17 protein-coding genes are annotated in these 19,129 nt (G+C 66.1%); 7 read left to right on the forward strand and 10 right to left on the reverse strand.

Annotated elements, in window-relative coordinates; all coding sequences use genetic code 11:
- Positions 1 to 99: 99 nt before the first annotated feature.
- From ACQY8M_RS21960 to ACQY8M_RS21990, 7 genes are all read right to left on the reverse strand, one after another.
- Complete coding sequence (locus ACQY8M_RS21960) at positions 100 to 2,340, reverse strand: TRAP transporter permease (RefSeq protein ID WP_428659653.1); 2,241 nt, start codon at positions 2,338 to 2,340, stop codon at positions 100 to 102.
- Positions 2,341 to 2,444: 104 nt separating this feature from the next.
- The gene (locus ACQY8M_RS21965) at positions 2,445 to 3,590 is read right to left on the reverse strand and encodes a TAXI family TRAP transporter solute-binding subunit (RefSeq protein ID WP_428659656.1); all 1,146 of its coding nucleotides are present in this window, start codon (positions 3,588 to 3,590) and stop codon (positions 2,445 to 2,447) included.
- A gap of 75 nt (positions 3,591 to 3,665) precedes the next feature.
- The gene (locus ACQY8M_RS21970) at positions 3,666 to 4,028 is read right to left on the reverse strand and encodes a cupin domain-containing protein (RefSeq protein ID WP_428659659.1); all 363 of its coding nucleotides are present in this window, start codon (positions 4,026 to 4,028) and stop codon (positions 3,666 to 3,668) included.
- Positions 4,025 to 4,993 carry a hydroxymethylglutaryl-CoA lyase gene (locus tag ACQY8M_RS21975; protein ID WP_428659662.1) on the reverse strand — a complete coding sequence of 323 codons (969 nt, stop codon included), beginning with the start codon at positions 4,991 to 4,993 and terminating at the stop codon, positions 4,025 to 4,027. The genes ACQY8M_RS21970 and ACQY8M_RS21975 overlap by 4 nt, the downstream gene beginning before the upstream one ends.
- A gap of 20 nt (positions 4,994 to 5,013) precedes the next feature.
- Positions 5,014 to 6,516 carry a tripartite tricarboxylate transporter permease gene (locus ACQY8M_RS21980; protein ID WP_428659665.1) on the reverse strand — a complete coding sequence of 501 codons (1,503 nt, stop codon included), beginning with the start codon at positions 6,514 to 6,516 and terminating at the stop codon, positions 5,014 to 5,016.
- 1 nt (position 6,517) lies between these two features.
- Entirely contained in the window at positions 6,518 to 6,970 is a 453-nt protein-coding gene (locus ACQY8M_RS21985) for a tripartite tricarboxylate transporter TctB family protein (RefSeq protein WP_428659668.1), read from the reverse strand.
- Positions 6,971 to 7,080: 110 nt separating this feature from the next.
- Entirely contained in the window at positions 7,081 to 7,899 is an 819-nt protein-coding gene (locus tag ACQY8M_RS21990) for a sulfite exporter TauE/SafE family protein (protein WP_428659671.1), read from the reverse strand.
- A gap of 120 nt (positions 7,900 to 8,019) precedes the next feature.
- On the opposite strand from ACQY8M_RS21990, the gene ACQY8M_RS21995 reads away from it, so the two are divergent.
- From ACQY8M_RS21995 to ACQY8M_RS22005, 3 genes are read left to right on the forward strand one after another with little or no spacing between them, the layout of a single operon-like run.
- Complete coding sequence (locus ACQY8M_RS21995; RefSeq protein WP_428675438.1) at positions 8,020 to 9,066, forward strand: phosphotransferase; 1,047 nt, start codon at positions 8,020 to 8,022, stop codon at positions 9,064 to 9,066.
- Positions 9,063 to 9,716, forward strand: a complete 654-nt coding sequence (locus ACQY8M_RS22000; RefSeq protein WP_428659674.1) for a TetR/AcrR family transcriptional regulator — start codon at positions 9,063 to 9,065, stop codon at positions 9,714 to 9,716. The genes ACQY8M_RS21995 and ACQY8M_RS22000 overlap by 4 nt, the downstream gene beginning before the upstream one ends.
- A 56-nt stretch (positions 9,717 to 9,772) precedes the next feature.
- Positions 9,773 to 10,528, forward strand: coding sequence for a C13 family peptidase (locus ACQY8M_RS22005; RefSeq protein ID WP_428659676.1), 756 nt, complete (start codon positions 9,773 to 9,775; stop codon positions 10,526 to 10,528).
- A 107-nt stretch (positions 10,529 to 10,635) separates the two neighbouring features.
- Here ACQY8M_RS22005 and ACQY8M_RS22010 read toward each other — a convergent pair whose 3' ends face one another.
- Together ACQY8M_RS22010 and ACQY8M_RS22015 are read right to left on the reverse strand one after the other, a co-directional pair.
- Positions 10,636 to 11,025, reverse strand: a complete 390-nt coding sequence (locus ACQY8M_RS22010; protein ID WP_428659679.1) for a RidA family protein — start codon at positions 11,023 to 11,025, stop codon at positions 10,636 to 10,638.
- 17 nt (positions 11,026 to 11,042) lie between these two features.
- On the reverse strand, positions 11,043 to 12,257 hold the full coding sequence (locus ACQY8M_RS22015) for an ABC transporter substrate-binding protein (RefSeq protein ID WP_428659682.1): 1,215 nt from the start codon (positions 12,255 to 12,257) through the stop codon (positions 11,043 to 11,045).
- A gap of 63 nt (positions 12,258 to 12,320) precedes the next feature.
- On the opposite strand from ACQY8M_RS22015, the gene ACQY8M_RS22020 reads away from it, so the two are divergent.
- Both ACQY8M_RS22020 and ACQY8M_RS22025 read left to right on the forward strand, forming a co-directional pair.
- On the forward strand, positions 12,321 to 13,103 hold the full coding sequence (locus ACQY8M_RS22020; RefSeq protein WP_428659685.1) for an enoyl-CoA hydratase/isomerase family protein: 783 nt from the start codon (positions 12,321 to 12,323) through the stop codon (positions 13,101 to 13,103).
- Between the two features lie 2 nt (positions 13,104 to 13,105).
- Complete coding sequence (locus ACQY8M_RS22025) at positions 13,106 to 14,311, forward strand: cobalamin-independent methionine synthase II family protein (protein WP_428659687.1); 1,206 nt, start codon at positions 13,106 to 13,108, stop codon at positions 14,309 to 14,311.
- A 74-nt stretch (positions 14,312 to 14,385) separates the two neighbouring features.
- Here the strand turns inward: ACQY8M_RS22025 and ACQY8M_RS22030 are convergent, their stop codons facing one another.
- Positions 14,386 to 15,987, reverse strand: coding sequence for an AMP-binding protein (locus ACQY8M_RS22030; protein WP_428659690.1), 1,602 nt, complete (start codon positions 15,985 to 15,987; stop codon positions 14,386 to 14,388).
- An 81-nt stretch (positions 15,988 to 16,068) separates the two neighbouring features.
- Here ACQY8M_RS22030 and ACQY8M_RS22035 point away from each other — a divergent pair, with 81 nt between their 5' ends.
- Positions 16,069 to 17,037, forward strand: coding sequence for a Bug family tripartite tricarboxylate transporter substrate binding protein (locus ACQY8M_RS22035; RefSeq protein WP_428659693.1), 969 nt, complete (start codon positions 16,069 to 16,071; stop codon positions 17,035 to 17,037).
- Positions 17,034 to 19,112 carry a hydantoinase/oxoprolinase family protein gene (locus ACQY8M_RS22040; RefSeq protein ID WP_428659695.1) on the forward strand — a complete coding sequence of 693 codons (2,079 nt, stop codon included), beginning with the start codon at positions 17,034 to 17,036 and terminating at the stop codon, positions 19,110 to 19,112. The genes ACQY8M_RS22035 and ACQY8M_RS22040 overlap by 4 nt, the downstream gene beginning before the upstream one ends.
- The last annotated feature ends 17 nt before the right edge of the window (positions 19,113 to 19,129 follow it).

The raw sequence follows: 19,129 nt of genomic DNA on the forward strand, positions 1-19,129 counted from the left end.
CCAGCAGCGCGCCTTCTCATCTCTTCCGGACCGCGAGCCTCTGGCTCGCTCAGGCTTCTGAGCGAGCCAGAGGCTCGCGGTCCGGAAGAGCATGAGCGATCAGCCGGAGGCGCGGGCGCGCCGCACGAGCAGCAGCGCGAGCAGGGCCGTCGGCACCAGGATGACGCCGGCGGCGAGCTCCATCGTCGTGTTGCTGAACGGCATGATGCCGCCACCCGGAGTCGCCAGGACGAGGCCGCCGATCACCAGCAGCACCCGCAGCGGCCACTCGAGGAGGCCGGCGCCGCGCAGGTCGCCGATGCCAGCCTGATAGCCCTGGATGCCGCCGCAGATGAACACGATGCCGGCGATGGCGGTGGCCATCAGGTAGAGCGCCTCGAAATAGGGCACCGGGCCGCCCGGCGTCGCCGCCTGCAACACGAGCGCGGGATTGGCGACGAAGAAGAAGGGCAGGAAGTAGATGATGCTGCCCACCCACATCGATTCCCATCCGGTCTTCATCGGTGGCGCACCGGCGATGCCGGCGGCGGCAAAGGACGCGATCGCGACAGGCGGCGTGATCGACGACAGCATGCCCCAGTAGAAGATGAACATGTGCACGGCCATCTTGTTGAGGCCGAGTTTCTCGAGCGCGGGACCGACCAGGATCGCCAGGAAGATGTAGCAGGCGGTGGTGGTCAGGCCGAGGCCGAGGATGAGGCTGGTGAGCGCGCACATGGCCAGCAGCAGCAGGGCGTTGGTGCCCGCGATTGCCAGCAGGTCGTTGGCCAGCGAGGCGATCACGCCGGTCAGCGAGAAGGCGCCGATCAGCAGGCCGCATCCTGCCAGGATGCCGACCAGCTCGACGAAGGTGCGGCCGTTGGCTTCGAGGAAGGAGACGTACTTGCCCCAGCCCCAGCGCTTCTCGCCGAACAGCTCGTTCAGCAGCACGAGCAGCAGCATGCCGCCCAGCACCGGCAGCAGGATGGCATTCATCCAGGCATCGAGCCGCCCCTCGCCGGCGGGGAAGGCGAGGGCCTTGGCGAAGGCCTCGCCGCGGATCGTCATGAGGGCCGTGGCGGCGAGCGCGACGACGATGTTGATTGCGTTGATCGTCCGCCAGCGGCCCGGCTGCGCCCACTGGTTCAGCACCAGCAGCAGGGCCGTCGCATAGAACGGCGCATGGCTCTCGCGCTTGAAGTAGAGCAGCATCACGATCAGCAGGACGACGACGAAGGCGTAGTACCAGCCTTCCTTCAGCGTCGCCCAGGCGCTCGGCAGCTCGCGCCGCGGCAATCCCTTCAGCCCGTTGCGCGCGGCATAGGAATCGACCTGCAGGAAGAGGCCGACGTAATAGAGGATCGCCGGGATGATGGCGGCGAGCGCAACCTCGGCATAGGTCGTGCCCATGAACTGCGCCATGACGAACGCGGTCGCGCCCATCACCGGCGGCGCCAGCACCGCGCCGGTCGACGCACAGGCCTCGATGGCGCCGGCATAGGAGGCGCGGAAGCCGGTGCGCTTCATGGTCGGGATTGTCATCGTGCCCGCGGTCAGCACGTTGCTGACGATGCTGCCGGACATCATGCCGAGCAGGCCGGAGGCGAAGATGCCGACCTTCGCCGCGCCGCCGCGGAAGGTGCCGCACAGGGCGAAGGCGAGATTGATGAAGAACTTGCCGGCGCCGGTCATCATCAGTGCGGTGCCGAAGACGAGGAAGCCGATGACCACGTCGGCGAAGGCCTGGATCGGGATGCCGAGCAGGCTCTCGGTCGACAGCACGTGATAGGCGGCCGTCTGCTCGAGGGTCGACTGGGTGCCCTTCAGCGGGCCGAGCCACTGGGAGCCCGCGAACAGCGGATAGACCGTGAAAGGAAACACGCAGAGCAACAGGCTCCAGCCGCCGGTCCGGCGCAGCGCCTCCATCAGCGCGAACCACATCGCATAGCCGGCCCAGATGACGGGCGCCGGCGGATCGCCGAATTCCCAGCCGAGCTCGGCGGCCTGGCGGATGTTGATCATCAGGTAGAAGGCCGCCGCCGCGGTCATCACGAACAGCACCACGTCGTACCACGCGATCCGGTCGGTCGAGGCCGCTGCGCTTCCCGGGAAGATCAGGAAGGTGAAGGGCAGCATGCACAGGATCAGCAGGTAGAAGTATTCGGTGTTGAGCGGCGTGAAGCCGACGAAGAAGCGCAGGCTGAACTGCTGGTTGATGCACAGGAAGATCGTGAGGCCGGTCAGCGCGATCAGCCCCCAGCGCCACGCACCCTTCAGGGTGCGCACGCGCATGGTTTCCGCCTCGGCCGGTCCGGTCTGGTGCGGGTCGTCGAAGACGACCCGCGCGGCTTGGTCGGTCATGGCCCGCAATCCCTGAAGGTCTGTGAATTCTTGAAGACGCCGGGTCCGCTGGGGGCGCGCCACGCGGGTTCAGGCGGCGACGCGCTTGCACGCACCCTTGCGGGTCAGTCGAAGACCACGTCCATGCCGGCTTTCTGAAGGGCGGCGGCACGGGCCTTGAGCCAGCCGTCGGCAAACGCCTTCTCGTCCGCCGGCGCGTTGGCGCCGAAGGCCTTCCAGGCCTCGATCATGACGTTCTGGCGCTTGATCAGCCCGTCATTGTGCTTCTGGGCCGCCTCGTTCCAGGCGCCCTTTTCCTTGAAGGCGCGGATCGCCCCGTCGTGATAGGGCACGACCCAGGTGAAGTTCTGCAGAGACAGCGCCATGCCTTCGACGCCGGGCGCGCCGCCCTTGTAGCTGTCGTACGTGTCCAGCATCGCCTTGGTGATGGCGTGGACCGTGTCGGCCGGCCGATCGGCATAGGTCATGAAGATCGGATAGGCATACGAGGCCATAACCACCGGCGCCTGCGGCGACAGCCCGCCCGACCCGCAGGTGGCCTTGTGGGCGACGAAATAGGGGGCCTTCTTGTGGACCCGCGCCCAGCCTTCCTTGTCGTCCGCCGGCATGGGCGGCCAGATGATCCCGCGCGGCGAGCTGTCGGCCTCCTTGGACTGGCCGGAGATCGTCGAGGACAGCACGGCATCGACCTCGTTGTTGAGGACGCCCTTCCACATCGCGTTGTTGGACGAGAACTGGACCGGCGTCATGTCCTTCGCGGTCAGCCCGCCGAAAGCGATCAGCGCGATCACGCCCTGCGTCAGGGCAGGCGAGCCGACGACGACGCCAAGACGCTTGCCTTTGAGCTCCTTGATCTCCTTGACGCCGGTATCCTTCGCGACCGCAAGGCCGAGCCCGTTGCAGGCGGTGGCGGACATCATGAGACGCACGGGCTGCGGCCCCCAGCTCCTGGTGCCGAATTCGAACACGCCTTCCTGCGCGAAGTAAGTGCCGATTCCCATCTGGGAAATGACGGCACGATTGGCCTTCACCGGGGCAAGACGCCCGGTGTCGTTGCCGGACGGCAGGACGCGGACGTCGGAACCGAGGGCCTGCTTGAACTGCTGGCCGATCGCCACCGCGATGTTGAAGCCGGAAGAGCCGGTGTCGTAGGCCGTCCACGACATTTCCTTGGGAACGGTCTGGGCGGCGACCGGAGCTGCAAGCGACAAAACGGCTACAGCGCCCGCGACTGCGGAGCGTCGAAACATCTTAATCCTCCCTGAGCGTCGCGCCTTATTTCTGGCGTCGATCGCGGCTCATGTTGCCGCGTCGGGAGGATTCGATCAATCGAAGAACTGGTTGGGCTTCAGAAAGACTGCGAGAACGAGGCAGCCCTCGTCGGTCCAGGCATCGTGGCGGCTGCCGGCGCGGCGCCAGACGTAATCGCCGGCACGGCATGTGCCCATGTGATCGGAGAAGGAGCCCGAGATCACGTAGGTCTGCTCGACCTCGACATGCTCGTGCAGCGGCAGGCGCGCGCCGGGCGCCCAGCGCATCAGCAGGGTCGCGAGGCCGGTTTCCTTGTTCTCCATGAGGGTCTTGGCCTCGATGCCGGGAAAGCGGGTCTGGACCCACGGCACCTTGGCGACCTCGACATAGGTCGAGTCCGGGACGAGTCCTGCGAGCGGCATTGTTTCGGCGTTCATGCGGCGGCCTTCTGTGCAGCTTTCGCCTTGGCGGCCTTGAGCGTGCCGCCGCGCATCACATGGCCGGGCAGGAGGCGGCCGACCACGTCCTCCGCGACTTTGGCGGCTTCGATCAGGCTGTCGATGTCGAGGCCGGTCTCGACCCCCATCTCCTCGCACATGAAGGCGAAGTCCTCGGTGCAGATGTTGCCGGCCGCGCCGTCGGTCGCGGCGAACGGGCAGCCGCCCAGCCCGGCGATCGAGGCATCGAACTTCGTGACACCGAGCTGCAGGCCGGCGTAGGCCGCGGCCATGCCGGTGCCGCGCGTGTCATGAAGATGCAGCGAGATCTCGAGCTCGGGCCACTTGTTGCGGATCGCGCCGATCAGGCGATAGACCGATGCGGGTGTCGCCCACCCCATGGCGTCGGTGAGCTTGATGCCCTTGAGCGTGAAGCCGGCCAGCTCGGCCTCGTCGAGCGCCTGCTGGACCCGGTGAAGGATCAGCTCGGTCGACAGCTCGCCCTCGTAGTTGCAGCCGAAGGCGCCAAGGATGATGCCCCATTCGACCGGCATGCCGCGGTCCCTGAAGGTCTTGAGCGACAGGCGCTGCTCGACCAGGGCGTCGGACACGGCCTTGCCGATGTTCTTCTTCGAGAAGGTGTCGGAGGCGGTGACGCGGATGCCGCCATCGACGTGCAGCGGTCCGCGCAGGGCCCGCTCGAGGCCCTGCTGATTGAGCCAGAGGGCGGCGTATTCGATGCCGGGCTTGCGCCGGATCGCCTGCGCCACTTCCTCGGCGTCGGCCATGGTCGGCACGCGCTTCGGGTTGACATAGGAGACGCAGGCGATGTGCCCGAGCCCGGTGTCCGCCAGCGCCTCGATCAGACGCACCTTATCGGCCACCGGGATCATCTTCTTTTCCGACTGGAAACCCTCGCGAGGTCCTTCCTCGGAAATGCTCACACGCTTGGGCAGGTCGGACATTTGGTACTCCTTCGCGGGCGTCAGCTCTCTTCCTGGAAGGCTTCCTGCCGGGCTTTCTTGATGCTGGGCAGAGCCATCAGCACCAGCAGGATCGCGGTGGCGATCAGGAGGCCGAGGCTGATCGGCCGCTGGATGAACACCATCGGGTCGCCGCGCGACAGCAACATGGCGCGCCGGAAGTATTCCTCCATCTGCGGTCCGAGAACGAGGCCGAGCAGGAACGGTGCGCCCTCGCAGCCGAGGCGAGAGAAGATGTATCCCAGCACGCCGAAAGCGGCGACCTGGTACACATGGAAGGTACTGTTCTGGAGGCTGTACGCACCGATGCAGCAGAACAGCAGGATCGCCGGTGCCAGGAAGCGATAGGGCACCGTCAGCAGCTTCACCCACATGCCGATCATCGGCAGGTTGATGATGACGAGCATGAGATTGCCGATCCACATCGAGGCAACCATACCCCAGAACAGGTCCGGCTTCTTGGTCATGACCTCGGGGCCGGGCTGGATGCCCTGGATGATCATGGCGCCCACCATCAGCGCCATGACGGCGTTGGAGGGGATGCCGAGGGTGAGCATCGGAATGAACGATGTCTGCGAGGCCGCGTTGTTGGCAGCTTCGGGAGCGGCAACGCCCTCGACGGCACCCTTTCCGAAGATCTGCGGCGTCTTGGAAATCTTCTTCTCCAGCGTATAGGCGGAGAAGGCGCCAAGGGTCGGGCCGCCACCCGGCAACACGCCGAGGATCGAGCCCAGCGCCGTGCCACGGACGATCGCGGGCCATGCCCGGCGGACTTCCTCGCGAGTCGGCCACAGCGAGCCGACCTTGATGGTCCCGGATCGCGTCAAGTGTCGCTCGAGATTGACCACGATCTCGGCGATGCCGAACAATCCCATGGCGATCGGCGCAAAGTCGATGCCGTCGGAGAGTTCGGGAATGTCGAAGGTGAAACGCTGCGCCCCGGTATTGACGTCCGTGCCGACCAGACCGAACAGCAGGCCGAGGAACACCATGGCGATCGCCTTGAGGACCGAGCCGCTCGCCAGCACGACGGCAGCGACCAGGCCCAGCGCCATGAGCGAGCAGTAATCGGCCGGGCCAAACTTCTGCGCCATGCGCGTGAGAGGTTCGGCGAAGATCACGATGATGATCGTGCCCACGGTGCCCGCGAAGAACGAGCCGACCGCCGAGATCGAGAGCGCGGCTCCGGCGCGGCCATTACGGGCCATCTGGTAGCCGTCGAGGCAGGTCACCACCGACGACGCTTCACCGGGCAGGTTGACCAGAATCGAGGTCGTCGAGCCGCCATAAGCGGCACCGTAGTAGATGCCGGCCAGCATGATCAGCGCGGCCGTCGGCGGCAGATGGAAGGTGATCGGCAGCAGCATCGCGATGGTGGCCACCGGCCCAATGCCGGGCAGCACGCCGATCAGCGTGCCGACCATGCATCCGACCAAAGCGTAGGCCAGATTCTGAAATGAGACTGCAACCGAAAGGCCGAGGAACAGATTGTTCAGGAGATCCATCTCACCACACTCCGTTGATGATGGAGATGTTCATTCCCAGTCCGACCTTGAAGACGAGGGTGCAGAGCACCGCCAGGACGATCATGTTGCCGAGGACTTCGACGAGCTTGAATTCCTCGCCACCGAGCGAGGCAATCAGGACCAGCACCACCAGCGCAGGCAAAAGGCCGGCACGCTCGAACAGGGCGGCGAAACAGACGATCCCGATCGTGACCATCGTGATCGGTTTCCATTTCGGTGCCTCGGTCCGCTCGGACGACGCCGTCACCAGCGAGACCACCGCGAGGATTCCACCGAGCGACATCATGATGTAGGCGAGCATGTGAGGCACGTAACCTGGCCCCATGCGTACCGTGGTACCCATTTGCAGGTTGCGCCCGAAATACAGGGCGCCCAATCCGAAGGCGATGAACATCACCCCGGACAAGAAGTCCTTGCTTAGCAATCGGCTCAACGATGCCTCCCCAACGCAGACTCGTTATCTGTAGATTTTGAGCCCGAGACAGTCGAGCCAACCCAACCATGAGATAAACACAATTTGGCCGTCCCGCCCAAGCCCCAACTTCACGGCCGCATCACAATACGGACGGCGATGGCGCACAGGCAAAGCGCGAACCCCTGACGCAATAGCATGATCGGCACACGCGTCGACCAGCGGGCTGCCATAGGCGCGACAAAGAGCGCGGGGAGAGACAGCGCCGCCACACAAAACAATGCAACATCGCCGACTGCGTCCGCAGGGCGGTTCGCGGTTTGCGGGGTCATCGAAAGGAACGCGATTGTGGCGGGCAGGGCTACAACGACGTTGAAGAGTGCTCCGGCACCGATCGCCCGTTGCACTGGATATGAAAAGAGCGCGAGAGTCGGCGTGCTGAGCGTGCCGCCGCCGACGCCGAGTGCAGACGCCAGTGCACCGACGAGGCTTGGCGGAATCTGGGCGATCGGACCCCTGAGAGGGTGGCGGCTGAGAACGAGCAACGGACCGAGAGCCATCTTCACCCCAAGGCTTCCGGCGACGATCGCAAAGGCCATGGTCAGGAGCTTCGCAGGCGCGAACGGTCCGAGCACCAGACCACAGGCGGTACCAAGAAGCAGACCGGGCAGCCACTGCCGCACGAGCGCACCGTCGATCGTGCCCGCTTGCCAATGGGCATGGGCTGCGGTGATCGATGCGACAAGCACGCTGGCTTGCGCCGTTCCCACGCTGAGCGGCATGATCTGCTGTGCCGGGACGTCGAGCGAGCCGAAGACCTCCAGCAGCACCGGTACCGCGATGATCCCGCCGCCGACCCCGAGCAGACCGCCCAGCAGGCCGATCATGATCCCCGTTGCCGACAGGATCAGGCACGTCGTCAACGGATAAAGGGTCAGAAGGTGGGCCACGCGAACTCCTTGAGTGTGTATTGCATGCGCTGAGACGGGCGAGCAAACTCGGCGCCAAAGTGAACAATCGTTCAGCAGGGGCTTGCGGTGGCGAGAAAAGGTGCGGATTACATCGGCACGATGGCGGTGCAGGAGAAGCATCGCTTCGACGAGCAGCGACTCGCCGGGTTCATGGCCGGGCACGTTGCCGGCTTTGTGCCGCCTCTCACGGTCGAGCAGTTCAAGGGCGGTCAGTCCAACCCGACCTATCGCCTGACCGACGGCGCGGGGCGCCGCTACGTGCTGCGCCGCAAGCCGCCGGGAAAGCTGCTGCCGTCGGCCCACGCGGTCGATCGCGAATTTCGCGTAATTTCTGCGTTGAATAAGACCGACGTGCCGACCCCGACGGCCTACGCCCTGTGCGAGGACGACAGCGTGGTCGGCACACCTTTCTATATAATGGAGTACTGCGACGGTCGCGTGCTGTGGGATCCGCTGCTGCCGGAAGTCCCGAAGGAAGGCCGGATGGCGATCTACAAGGCCAAGTTCGATGTACTGGCGCGGCTCCATGCCGTCGATTATGCGGCGCTCGGACTGGCCGACTTCGGGCGGCCGGGCAGCTATGTCGCGCGCCAGATCTCGCGCTGGGGCAAGCAGTACAAGGCCTCCGAGACCGAGACCATCGAGGCGATGGACCGGCTGCTCGACTGGTTGCCTGCACACCTGCCGCAGAACGACGAGACGGTGCTGGTCCATGGCGATTATCGCCTCGACAACATGGTCTTCCATCCGACCGAGCCGAGGGTGCTGGGAGTGATCGACTGGGAGATCTCGACCCTGGGCGATCCTCTGGCCGAGCTCTCCTACCTCTGCATGCTGTGGCGCACGCCGATGGACTGGGGCGGGCTGAAAGGCCATGACCTCGCCGCGCTAGGCCTGCCAACTGAAGAGGAAATGGTCGCGTATTACTGCGGCCTGTCGAAGCGCGCCGTCCCGGCTCCCGCGCTCTGGGAGTTCTACATGGCCTATAACCTGTTTCGCGTGTCCTGCATCCGCCAGGGCGTCTATGCGCGCTCGCTCGACGGCACCGCGTCGAACGTTCGTGCCGCGGACTCCGGCAAGCTGGTGCGGCCCGCGGCCGAGCTCGGCTGGCAGCTGGTCGAGGGAATTGCCGGAGGCACGCGATGAGCAAACGGAAGATCGCAATCGCCGAGCCGCCGTCCGTCGAGCGCGACGGACGCCCGCCGGTCGAAGCGATCCGTGCCGCTGCCTTCACTCAATTCGCCGAGCGCGGCTATCCCGTGGTGACGGTGCGCGACATCATGAAGGCCTGCGGGCTCACGCAAGGCGCGCTGTACAACCACTTCAAGTCCAAGGACGAACTGCTCCACGACATCATCACCACGACCCAGGCCGAGCTGGAGCGTGTTTGCCAGCAGGCGGTGGTGGGGGCGGGCAGCGATCCGCGCGTCAGGCTGGCGGCCTTCGTGCGCGCCTATGTCATGCGTCACTGCCGGCTGCGCATCGAGGCGCTGGTCGCCAATCGCGAGATCAGCTGGCTCGACGCCGAACGGGTGAGCGACATCCGCCGCAGCCGTCGCGCGATCCGCGGCGTGGTGGTCGGCATCCTGTCCGACGGCATAGACAAGGGCGTGTTCGATCCGCCCGAGGTCGACGGCAGGCGCGATCTCAAGGCGACGGCGATGGCGCTGCTCGATCAATGGACTCACGTCTCCATGTGGTACGTGCCGGGCGGGCGGCTCAGCGAGGAGCAGACGGCGTGCCTCTATGCCGAGATGGCGTTGCGCTCCGTCGGTGCGAAGCCGCTGGGGAACTAGGAAGCGGTCGCTTCCTCCCTGCGCTTCGCGCAGGGAGGAATCCGAGGGGTGTTGGCATGTTCGTGCGTCTGGCCGCTGCGATGATCCTGACGCTGCTCGTCATCGGCTGTACGGCAGATGACCAGGGACCGCCGCCGGCAACGCACGCCGTGTCATCCGCGCCCGGTACCGGCATTCCGGCCGATCGCTGGCGCACCGTGCTGGTCGCCGGCGACAACAACAGCCCGGCATTCGACAACGGCATCGACACCCTGCGCGAGCGCTTTGCGGCGATGGGCGTGCGCGATATCACGAGCTACTCGTCGGCGCGGGCCGGAGGCCAGCGGCTGGCAAGCTCGGCCAACGTCATCAATGCCCTGCGCACGCCGGGTGGGCAGGCCTGCCTCGTCTATATGACGAGCCACGGCGACGCGCAGGGCTTCTTCCTGCGGCCCGACCACCGCCTGCTGTCGCCGGCTGCGCTCGACAGGGCGCTGAGCGAGGGCTGTGGTGCGATGCCGACGGTGCTGATCGTGTCGGCCTGCCACAGCGGCACCTTCATCAATGCCGGGACGCGACGGCCCAATCGCATCATCCTTGCGGCGGCAGCCGCCGATCGCACCAGCTTCGGCTGCGGTGCCGACGACGATTATACCTACTACGACCAGTGCTTCCTGCAGCAGCTCGACGGGGCGTCGACCTGGGCGGGTCTCGCGCAGGCGACGCGAGCCTGCGTCGAGACGCTCGAGCGCAGGCTCGGCGTTCGCCAGCAATCGCGGCCGCAACTCTTCGTCGGTGCCGCCGTCGCCAACCTCCGTTTGCCGGGGCGGTAGCGCAACAAGCGCTCATGCTCTTCAGGACTGCGAGCGTCCCGCTCGCTCATGATCATGAGCGAGCGGGACGCTCGCGGTCCGGAAGACGATGACAAGGCCAGTTTCAGCTAGCCGCCGATCACCGCAACGAAATCGCAGGTCACATGGTTGGGCGCGTTTGCGGCGAGGGACGAGGTGTGGCGCGCCGGACGCGATTCCGGATCGGGAAACATCTTCGACCATTCGCCGTTGAGCGCCTTGCGGCCGGTCGCCGGGTCCTTCATCCAGAAGTGAACCTTCAGGATGTCGTTCGGCGTGCCGCCGGCCGCTTCGACGGCGAGCTTGATCTGCTTGAAGATGTTGACGACCTGGGCATCGAGGTCGGGCGGCATGGTGCCGGTGTCGGGGTCGCGGCCGCTCATGATGCTCGACATCATGAGATTGCCGATCATGCTGGCGTTGGGGATCGGGTTCTCGTGCTTGAAGCCCGCCCAGTTGATGCTCTTGCGCTTGGCCATCTCTCGTCACTCCTTGCTTACTTCACTCTGGCGCTCAGAAGCTCGCCGAACACTTCGAACCGCTCACCGGTGAAGCGTTGCAACAGCATCTCTTCCATTGGCTGGTAGTCGTCGGGTGCGGTCGTGATGTCGATGCCTTTGAGCAGCATGGCGGGATGGAACGCCTTGAGGTTCGCCGCCTGCTTCATCACGTTCTCTCGCGTCAGCGTATCACCGCACTGTTTCAGCACCTGCACCATGGTCTGCGCCTGAATATAGCCGACGACATTCTGGACGTCTTCGAGGCTGCCCGACGGATAGTACTTCTTCATCCACGCGACCCAGGCGAGGAACTCCGGATCGTCCTTGTACTGCGGATCGGTCGGATCCTTCACGAAGGCGGCCGAGACGATTCCCCTGGAGGCTTCGACGCCGGCCGGCCGCATGACGATTGCGACCGAGGCGGCGGGATTGTCGATGAGCTGCAGCGGCTTCCAGCCGAGCTCGTGCGCCTTGCGGATCGCCTGCACGGCGAACTTGGGCGTTGAGATGTTGAGAAAGACGTTGGCCTTGGTCGAGGCGAGGTCGATCATCTGCGAGTCGACCGTGGCGTCGGTCACCTCGTAGCTCACCTCGCGCACCACGATCGTCTTGGCCGCGGTCCCCAGCCGCTCGCGGAAGCCCTTGATGAAATCCTTGCCGAAGTCGTCGTTCTGGTAGAGCACGGCGACCTTCGGGTCCTTGACTTCCTTCATGACATAGGCGGCGTAGATGCTGGCCTCTGCCGTGTAGATCGGCGTCAGGGTCATCGTGTAGGGGAAGTTCTTCGGGTCGTTCCAGCGCGCCGCGCCGGTGGCGAGGAAGAGCTGCGGGATCTTCTTGCTGTTGAGGTATTTCTGGATCGCCGCATTGGTCGCCGTGCCGAGCGAGCCCGAGATCGCCAGCACCTGGTCGTCCTCGATCAGCTTGCGAGTCTGCTCCACCGTCTTCGGCGGGCTGGTGCCGTCGTCGAGCGAGATCATGGTGATCTTGCGGCCGTTGACACCGCCCTGGTCGTTGATCATCGCGAAATAGGCGATCTCGGCCTTGCCGAGCGTGGCGAAGCCCGACAGCGGGCCGCTGTAGGGCATCGTCTGGCCGAGCTTGATCTCGCTGTCCGAAGCGCCCGGATCGTACTTCTTCTGGGCAATTGCAGGGCTTACGCAGAACGCGAACGCAAGAAACGCGGCTGTCGCTTTGGCGATCATGCCCATGGTTTCCTCCCGATTTTGTCGGTTAGTCTGGCGACCCAAGAACGAACTGCATAGGGGGAAACGATGGCGCTCGTGATTTATGAGCAGGACGGCGAGGTCGTCACATTGACGCTGAACCGCCCGGAGAAGCTGAACGCCTTCAGCGACGAGCTGGTCGGTGCGCTGGGCGAGGCGTTGCATCGCTTCGATGCGGACGAGTCTGCGCATATCGCGATCCTGTGCGGCACCGGCCGCGCCTTCTCGACCGGCGCCGACGTGCAGCAGCGCCAGCTGCGCAGTCGCGAGGAATTCCTCAAGCTCGGCGGGCCGCAGGGCCGCGGCACCCATTCGTCGGATCTGCTCACCAAGGCGGTGAACTGGAAGCCGGTGATCGCAGCGGCGCACGGCTATGTGCTCGGCCTTTCGGTCGGCATCGTGCTCGAGTGCGATCTGATCGTCGCGGAGGAGGGCACGCAATTCCAGATCACCGAGACCTCGCGCGGCCTGGGCGCCGGCAAGTACTGGGCGCTGATGCACTATCGCGGCGGCGGCGCCTTCACGATGGAGGCGGCGCTCACGGGTCGGTTCTTCACCGCCGAGGAGGCGTTCAAGGCCAACCTGATCAACCGCGTCGCGCCCAAGGGCAAGTATCTCGATGTGGCGCGCGAGCTCGCCGCCGAGGTGATCAGGAACCCGCCGCTCAGCGTCCGCTCCACCGTGCGCATGCGGCGCTACTATATGGATCGTCTGAGCCGGGAGGTCATGTTCATGGGTGCACCTGAAAAGCTCTACCTTTCGGAAGATTTCGGCGAGGCCGCGCGCTCCTTCGCCGAGAAGCGCAAGCCCGCCAAGTTCAAGGGACGCTGATCATGCGCAAGAGCACCGATGCCATTCTCACCAGCCACGCCGGCAGCCTGCCGCGCCCCGACTCGCTGATCGAGGCCAACCATCGGCGCGAAGCCGGCAAGGCCGACGAGGCCTCGTTCCAGAAGTCGCTCACCGAGGCAGTGAGCGATGTCGTGCGCCGCCAGGTCGCTGCCGGCATCTCGGTGCCGGGCGACGGCGAATACGGCAAGTCGATGGGCTCGAAGGTCAACTACCGCGCCTGGTGGAGCTATTCCTTCTCCCGGCTTGCCAACCTCGAGGTCACCGGCCTGGGCCTCTACGACTTGCCGGCGCAGCGTTCGAGCCCGGGCAACACCGTGCTGTCGAGCTTCGCCGACCGGCGCGACCGGCAGCGCTTTGCCGCGGCCTATTCGGATCCGGAGTCGGGCGTCTCGACCGGGCCGCGCGCCACCGACTGGCCGTTCTGCATCGGGCCGATCAGCTACACCGGACATGCAGCGATCGCGGCCGACATCGCCAACTTCAAGGCGGCGCTCGCGGCGAATGGCGTCAGCGAGGGCTTCATGACCTCGATCGGCCCGGCGAGTTGCGCGCGCATCGGCAATCGCCACTACAAGAGCGACGACGAGTTCGTCTTCGCTTGCGCCGACGCAATGCGCGAGGAATACAAGGCGATCGTCGACGCCGGGTTGATCCTGCAGATCGACGATCCGGCAATCGCCGAGAACTTCGATCAGATCAACCCCGAGCCGACCGCGGAGGAATATCGCAAGTTCACCATGCCAAAGGTCGAGGCGTTGAACCACGCGTTGCGCGGCCTGCCGCGGGATCGCGTGCGCTTCCATCTCTGCTGGGGAAGCTGGCACGGGCCGCACACGACGGACATCGCCATGCGCGACATCGTCGACGTGATGCTCAGGATCGAGGCCGGCGCCTATTCCTTCGAGGCCGGCAACGTGCGTCACGAGCACGAATGGGCGGTGTGGAAGGACACCAAGCTGCCCGACGACCGCCTGATCCTGCCCGGCGTGGTGAGCCACGCCACCAACGTCGTCGAGCATCCCGAGCTGGTCGCCGAGCGCATCGGCCGCTTCGCGAAGCTGGTTGGCAAGGACCGCGTCATCGCCTCGACCGACTGCGGCCTCGGCGGCCGCGTCCACCGCGACATCGCCTGGGCCAAGCTCGAAACCCTCGCCCAGGGAGCCGCCATCGCCAGCAAGCAATTGTAATCATGGTCTTCCGGACCGCGAGCCTCCGGCTCGCTCATGAACATGAGCGAGCCGGAGGCTCGCGGTCCGGAACACTATGATGACATCAGCTCCTCCGCCATCTGCCGAAGCTTGGTGCGCTGGATCTTGAGGCCGTTGGGGGAAGGGGTCTTGGGGAAGTCGTCGATCGCGAAGACGCGCGCAGGGACCTTGTAGTTGGCGAGGCCGCGGCGGCAGTGGGCGATGACGGCGGCCTCGTCGAGCGAGGCGCCAGGCTTCAGCATCACGAAGGAGACGGCGCGCACGCCCTCCGGGCGCGCGACGGCGATGGTCTGGCAGCCCTCGATCGCCGGCAGCTTCTGGATGTGGGTCTCTATTTCGAGCGGGTTGACGAGAAAACCCGACAGCCGCAGCACGTCGCCCATGCGGCTCAGGAAGGTGAAGCTGCCGTCGGCCTCGAGCTGGGCGAGGTCGCCGGTGCGGACATAGCCGTCGGCGGTGAGCGTCTCGGCCGTCGCTTTCTCGTTGCCGTAGTAGCCGACCATCAGCGACGGCCCGGCGCATTCCAGCGCGCCGGGTTGGCCGACGCCGAGCAGGTCGCCAGTCTCGGGATCGCGCACGCGGACATGGGCGAAGGGCGAGCTCAGCACGCCGCCGCCCTTCTTGCGCTGTGCCACGGGCGCATCGAGCGGTTGCAGCGAATACAGCGCCTGCACTTCGCTCATGCCGTAAGGGCCGCGCAGGATAAGGCCGCGCGCCTCGGCGACCTCGGCGATGTTCTCGAGCGCGGCGTTGAAGCCGGCATAGCCGATCCACTTCACCGACGGGAACGGCGGATCGCCCGGCACGAGCTCGAGCAGGCGCGCCACCAGGTCGTCGCTGATGAACAGCGTGGTCGGCCGGTGCTGCGCGATCAGCCGCGCGATCTCCTCGACCTCGTAGGATTCGACCAGCACGCAGGGCTTGCCGGCGGCGAGGGTGGAGAGCGTCTGGTCGAAGCCGAACACACCGCATAGCGGCAGGATCGAGAGCGAGAGGGTATCCGGCGCGTCGAAGCCGAAGGCGCGCGCGACCTGCTGGGCGTGGGTCGCGATCGCGCCCTGGCGATGCAGCACGAACTTCGGCGCGCTGGTCGTGCCCGACGTCGTGAAGATATTGCACGGCGCGTTGGCGGCGGCGTGGTTGGCGCCGATCGGCGGGCGCGACAGCAGGCGCTCGAACGGCATCCGCCGCAGCCGCTCGATGGCGGGCGGCGCCGTCGCCGGCTCCTCGCCGACCACGACGATCGCCGCGAGCTTCTCGAGCGCGGCCGGCTCGACATCGGCGAGGATCGACAGGAAATCGATCCGCCGGAAACCGGGGGCGCAAGCCAGCACCCTGGCGCCCGAACGGCCGACGATGTCGGCGACCTCGACCGCGCGATAGCGGGTGTTGACCGCGACGGCGATGGCGCCGAGGCGGGCACAGGCGAAGTAGAGGATCGGATAGGCCGGCACATTGGGCAGCCAGAGTGCCACGCGATCGCCCGGCCCGACGCCGAGATCGGCGAGGCCCTGCGCCGCGCGGGCGGCCTGCTCCTGCAGCGCCGCGAAGGAGATCGCCCTGTCGCCGTGCAGGAAGGCGGGCGCTTGCGGTGTCTCCTCCGCCCAGTGGTCGAGGAGGCTCCAGACATCGGAGGCGGAGATCGAGTGTGGCATGACGCGCGGAGACTAGCGCAAAGTCGGTTGACCCGGCACGGGGCTTGCTCGACGTTTCGCATCGGCCAGGAGAATATGAACATGCTGCGTCGAAGCCTGCTTGCTGCACCGATGTTTCTCGCCGCGGCGTCAGCGCACGCGGCTGACTGGGTTCCCAAGCAACCGATCAAGATACTTGTCGGCTATGCGCCCGGCGGCACGGCCGACATTGCCGCGCGCATTGCCGCCGATACGCTGCAGCGCAAGCACGGTCTCGCCGTCGTGGTCGAGAACAAGACCGGCGCGGGTGGCTTCATCGCCCTCAAGAGCGTGGCGCAATCGCCGCCCGACGGCTACACGGTGGGCATCGGCATCATGGGCCAGCTTGCGGTCGGCCCGGTCGTGCCCGGCTCGAATATTCCACTCGATCTCGACAAGGAGCTGGTGCCGATCGCCAACCTCGTCGGCGTGCCGATGGCGCTGATCGTGCGCATGGAGGCGCCGTTCAAGACAATTCCGGAGCTGGTGGCCTATGCGAAGGCCAATCCGGGCAAGGTCTCCTACGCTTCCACGGGTCTGGGCTCGACCAACCAGCTCGCGGCAGAATTCCTCGCGGCGGAATCCGGCGGCCTCAAGCTGATCCACGTTCCATATCGCGGCGGCGCGCCGGCGATTGCCGACGTGGCTGCGGGCAACGTCGATCTCTTCTTTGCCAATGTCTCCGAAATCATGAGCATGGTGCGCGGCGGAAAGGTGCGCGCGCTGGCGCTTGCGGCGGCCAAGCCCTCGCCGATTGCGCCGGAGCTTACGCTGCTCACCAAGGACATGCCGGCGCTCGATATCAGCAACTGGTTCGGCCTGGTCGGCCCAGCGGCATTGCCGGCGGACATCAAGGCGGGGCTTGCCAAGCTGTTCCTCGAAGCGATGGCCGATCCATCCAACAAGGAAACACTGGAGAGGCAGGGGCTCGAGCCGATGAGGCAGGGACCTGACGCTTTCGCAGCGTACATCCAAAAGGATCGCGAGCGCTGGGCGAAGGTCGTGAAAGCAGGCAATATCAAAGCGGAATGAGTACCGTAGCAGCGCCGTTGTCCCTTGGCATCGATATCGGGGGCACCTTCACCGATCTCGTCATCCACGATCCGCGCGACGGACGCGCCGTCATCTGGAAGGAGAGCACCACTCCGGACGATCCGGCGCGCGGCGCGCTCGACGGCACACGGAAGGTGCTGGAAAAGGCGGGGGCGAGGCCCGAGCAGGTCGGCCGGGTGGTGCATGCCACGACGCTGTTCACCAACGCGCTGATCGAGCGCAAGGGCGCGAAGACCGGGCTGCTCACGACAGCGGGTTTCCGCGACGTGCTGGAGATCGGCCGCGAGCGGAAGTACGAGCTGTACGACCTGTTCATCGAGATGCCCAAGGCGCTGGTGCCGCGGCCGTGGCGACGCGAGGCGATGGAGCGGCTGGCGGCCGACGGAACTGTCGAGAAGCCGCTCGACGTCGATGCCGCGCTGGCCGAGGTCGCCGAACTGGTCGAGCAGGGCGTCGAGAGCCTCGCTATCTGTTTCCTGCATTCCTACGCCAACGCCGCTCACGAGCGCGCCATCGGTGCGGCGATCGCCGAGCGCTACCAGAACCTGTCGATCTCCTTATCGTCCGACGTGTCGCCGGAGATCCGCGAATATCTGCGCGCGTCGACGACGGTGGCGAATGCCTATATCCGGCCGCTGGCCGAGGTCTATCTCGAGCGGCTGGAGCAGGCATTGCGCGCGGAGGGTATTCCCGGCGGGCTGTTCCTGATGCTGTCGAACGGCGGACTGACGCATGTGAGCGAGGCCAAGCGCGTGCCGGTGCAGCTGCTCGAAAGCGGGCCGGCGGCAGGAGCGCTGGCCGGGGCCTGGTTCGGGCGCAACGCCGGACTGGAGAGGGTGCTCGCCTTCGACATGGGCGGAACGACGGCCAAGCTCGCCCTCGTCGACGATGGCGAGCCGCTGGTCGCCTATGGCTTCGAGGCGGCGCGCGAGAAGCGCTTTTTGCGCGGCTCAGGCTTGCCGATGCAGATCGCGACCGTCGAGCTGATCGAGATCGGCGCGGGCGGCGGCTCGATAGCGCACAGGAGCGACCTCGGTACGCTGAATGTGGGTCCGGAGAGCAGCGGCGCCCAGCCGGGACCGGCCTGCTACGGTAGGGGCGGCACCAATGCGACCGTCACAGACGCCGATCTGACGCTCGGTTATCTCAACGCGGACTTCTTCCTTGGCGGAGCGATGAGGATCGACCGCACGGCGACCGACAAGGCGTTCGGCGCGCTGGCCTTGGCGCTCCAGGTCGAGCCGTCGCGCGCGGCCTTCGGCGTGCACGACGTGGTGAACGAGAACATGGCCGGCGCGGCGCGGGTCGCCATCGCCGAGCGCGGCCGCATCCCCTCGGAATACGCGCTGCTGGCCACGGGCGGCGCGGGGCCCGTCCATGCCTGGCATGTGGCGCGCAAGCTCGGCGTGAAACGCGTCGTCTGCCCGCCCGGCGCAGGCGCCGGCAGCACCATTGGCATGCTGATGGCGCCCGCGCGGGTCGATCGCGTGGCGAGCTTCACCCTGCCGCTCGCTGGCGCCGACATGACGGCGGCCGAAGACATGTTCGCTGCGCTGGAAAGGGAATCGCTCGACGTGCTGCGCCTGACGGGGGCCGACATCGAGAGCCGCACCGTCAAGCGCCTCGCCGACATGCGCTATATCGGGCAGGGCAGCGAGATCACCGTCACCATGCCGTCGCCGCTCACCGAAGCCCGTGTGCGCGCCGCGTTCGAGGACTCCTACAAGGCGCTGTTCGCCCGCACGCCGCCGGGCGCGGCGATCCAGTTCGTCGCCATCCGCCTGTCGGTCACCGCGCCGATGCCCGGCACGGGCGGAAAGCTCGAATTGCCACGCCATTCGTCCGCGAACGCCGAAAAGGGCATGCGGCCCGTCTTCTTCCCGGACGAGAGCAAGACGATCCAGACGAGGGTCTGGGACCGTTACGCGCTCACGCCCGGCGCGAAAATCGACGGTCCGGCGGTGTTCGAAGAGGACGAAAGCACCTTCATCGTCGGCCCCAACGCGACCGCGCGTCTGTTGGACGACGGATCCATCCTGGCAGAGGCGAACTGATGTCTTCGCTGGGAGCG

The sequence above is a fragment of the Reyranella sp. genome, from assembly GCF_965279465.1.
In the GTDB taxonomy this organism is placed as follows: Bacteria; Pseudomonadota; Alphaproteobacteria; order Reyranellales; family Reyranellaceae; genus Reyranella.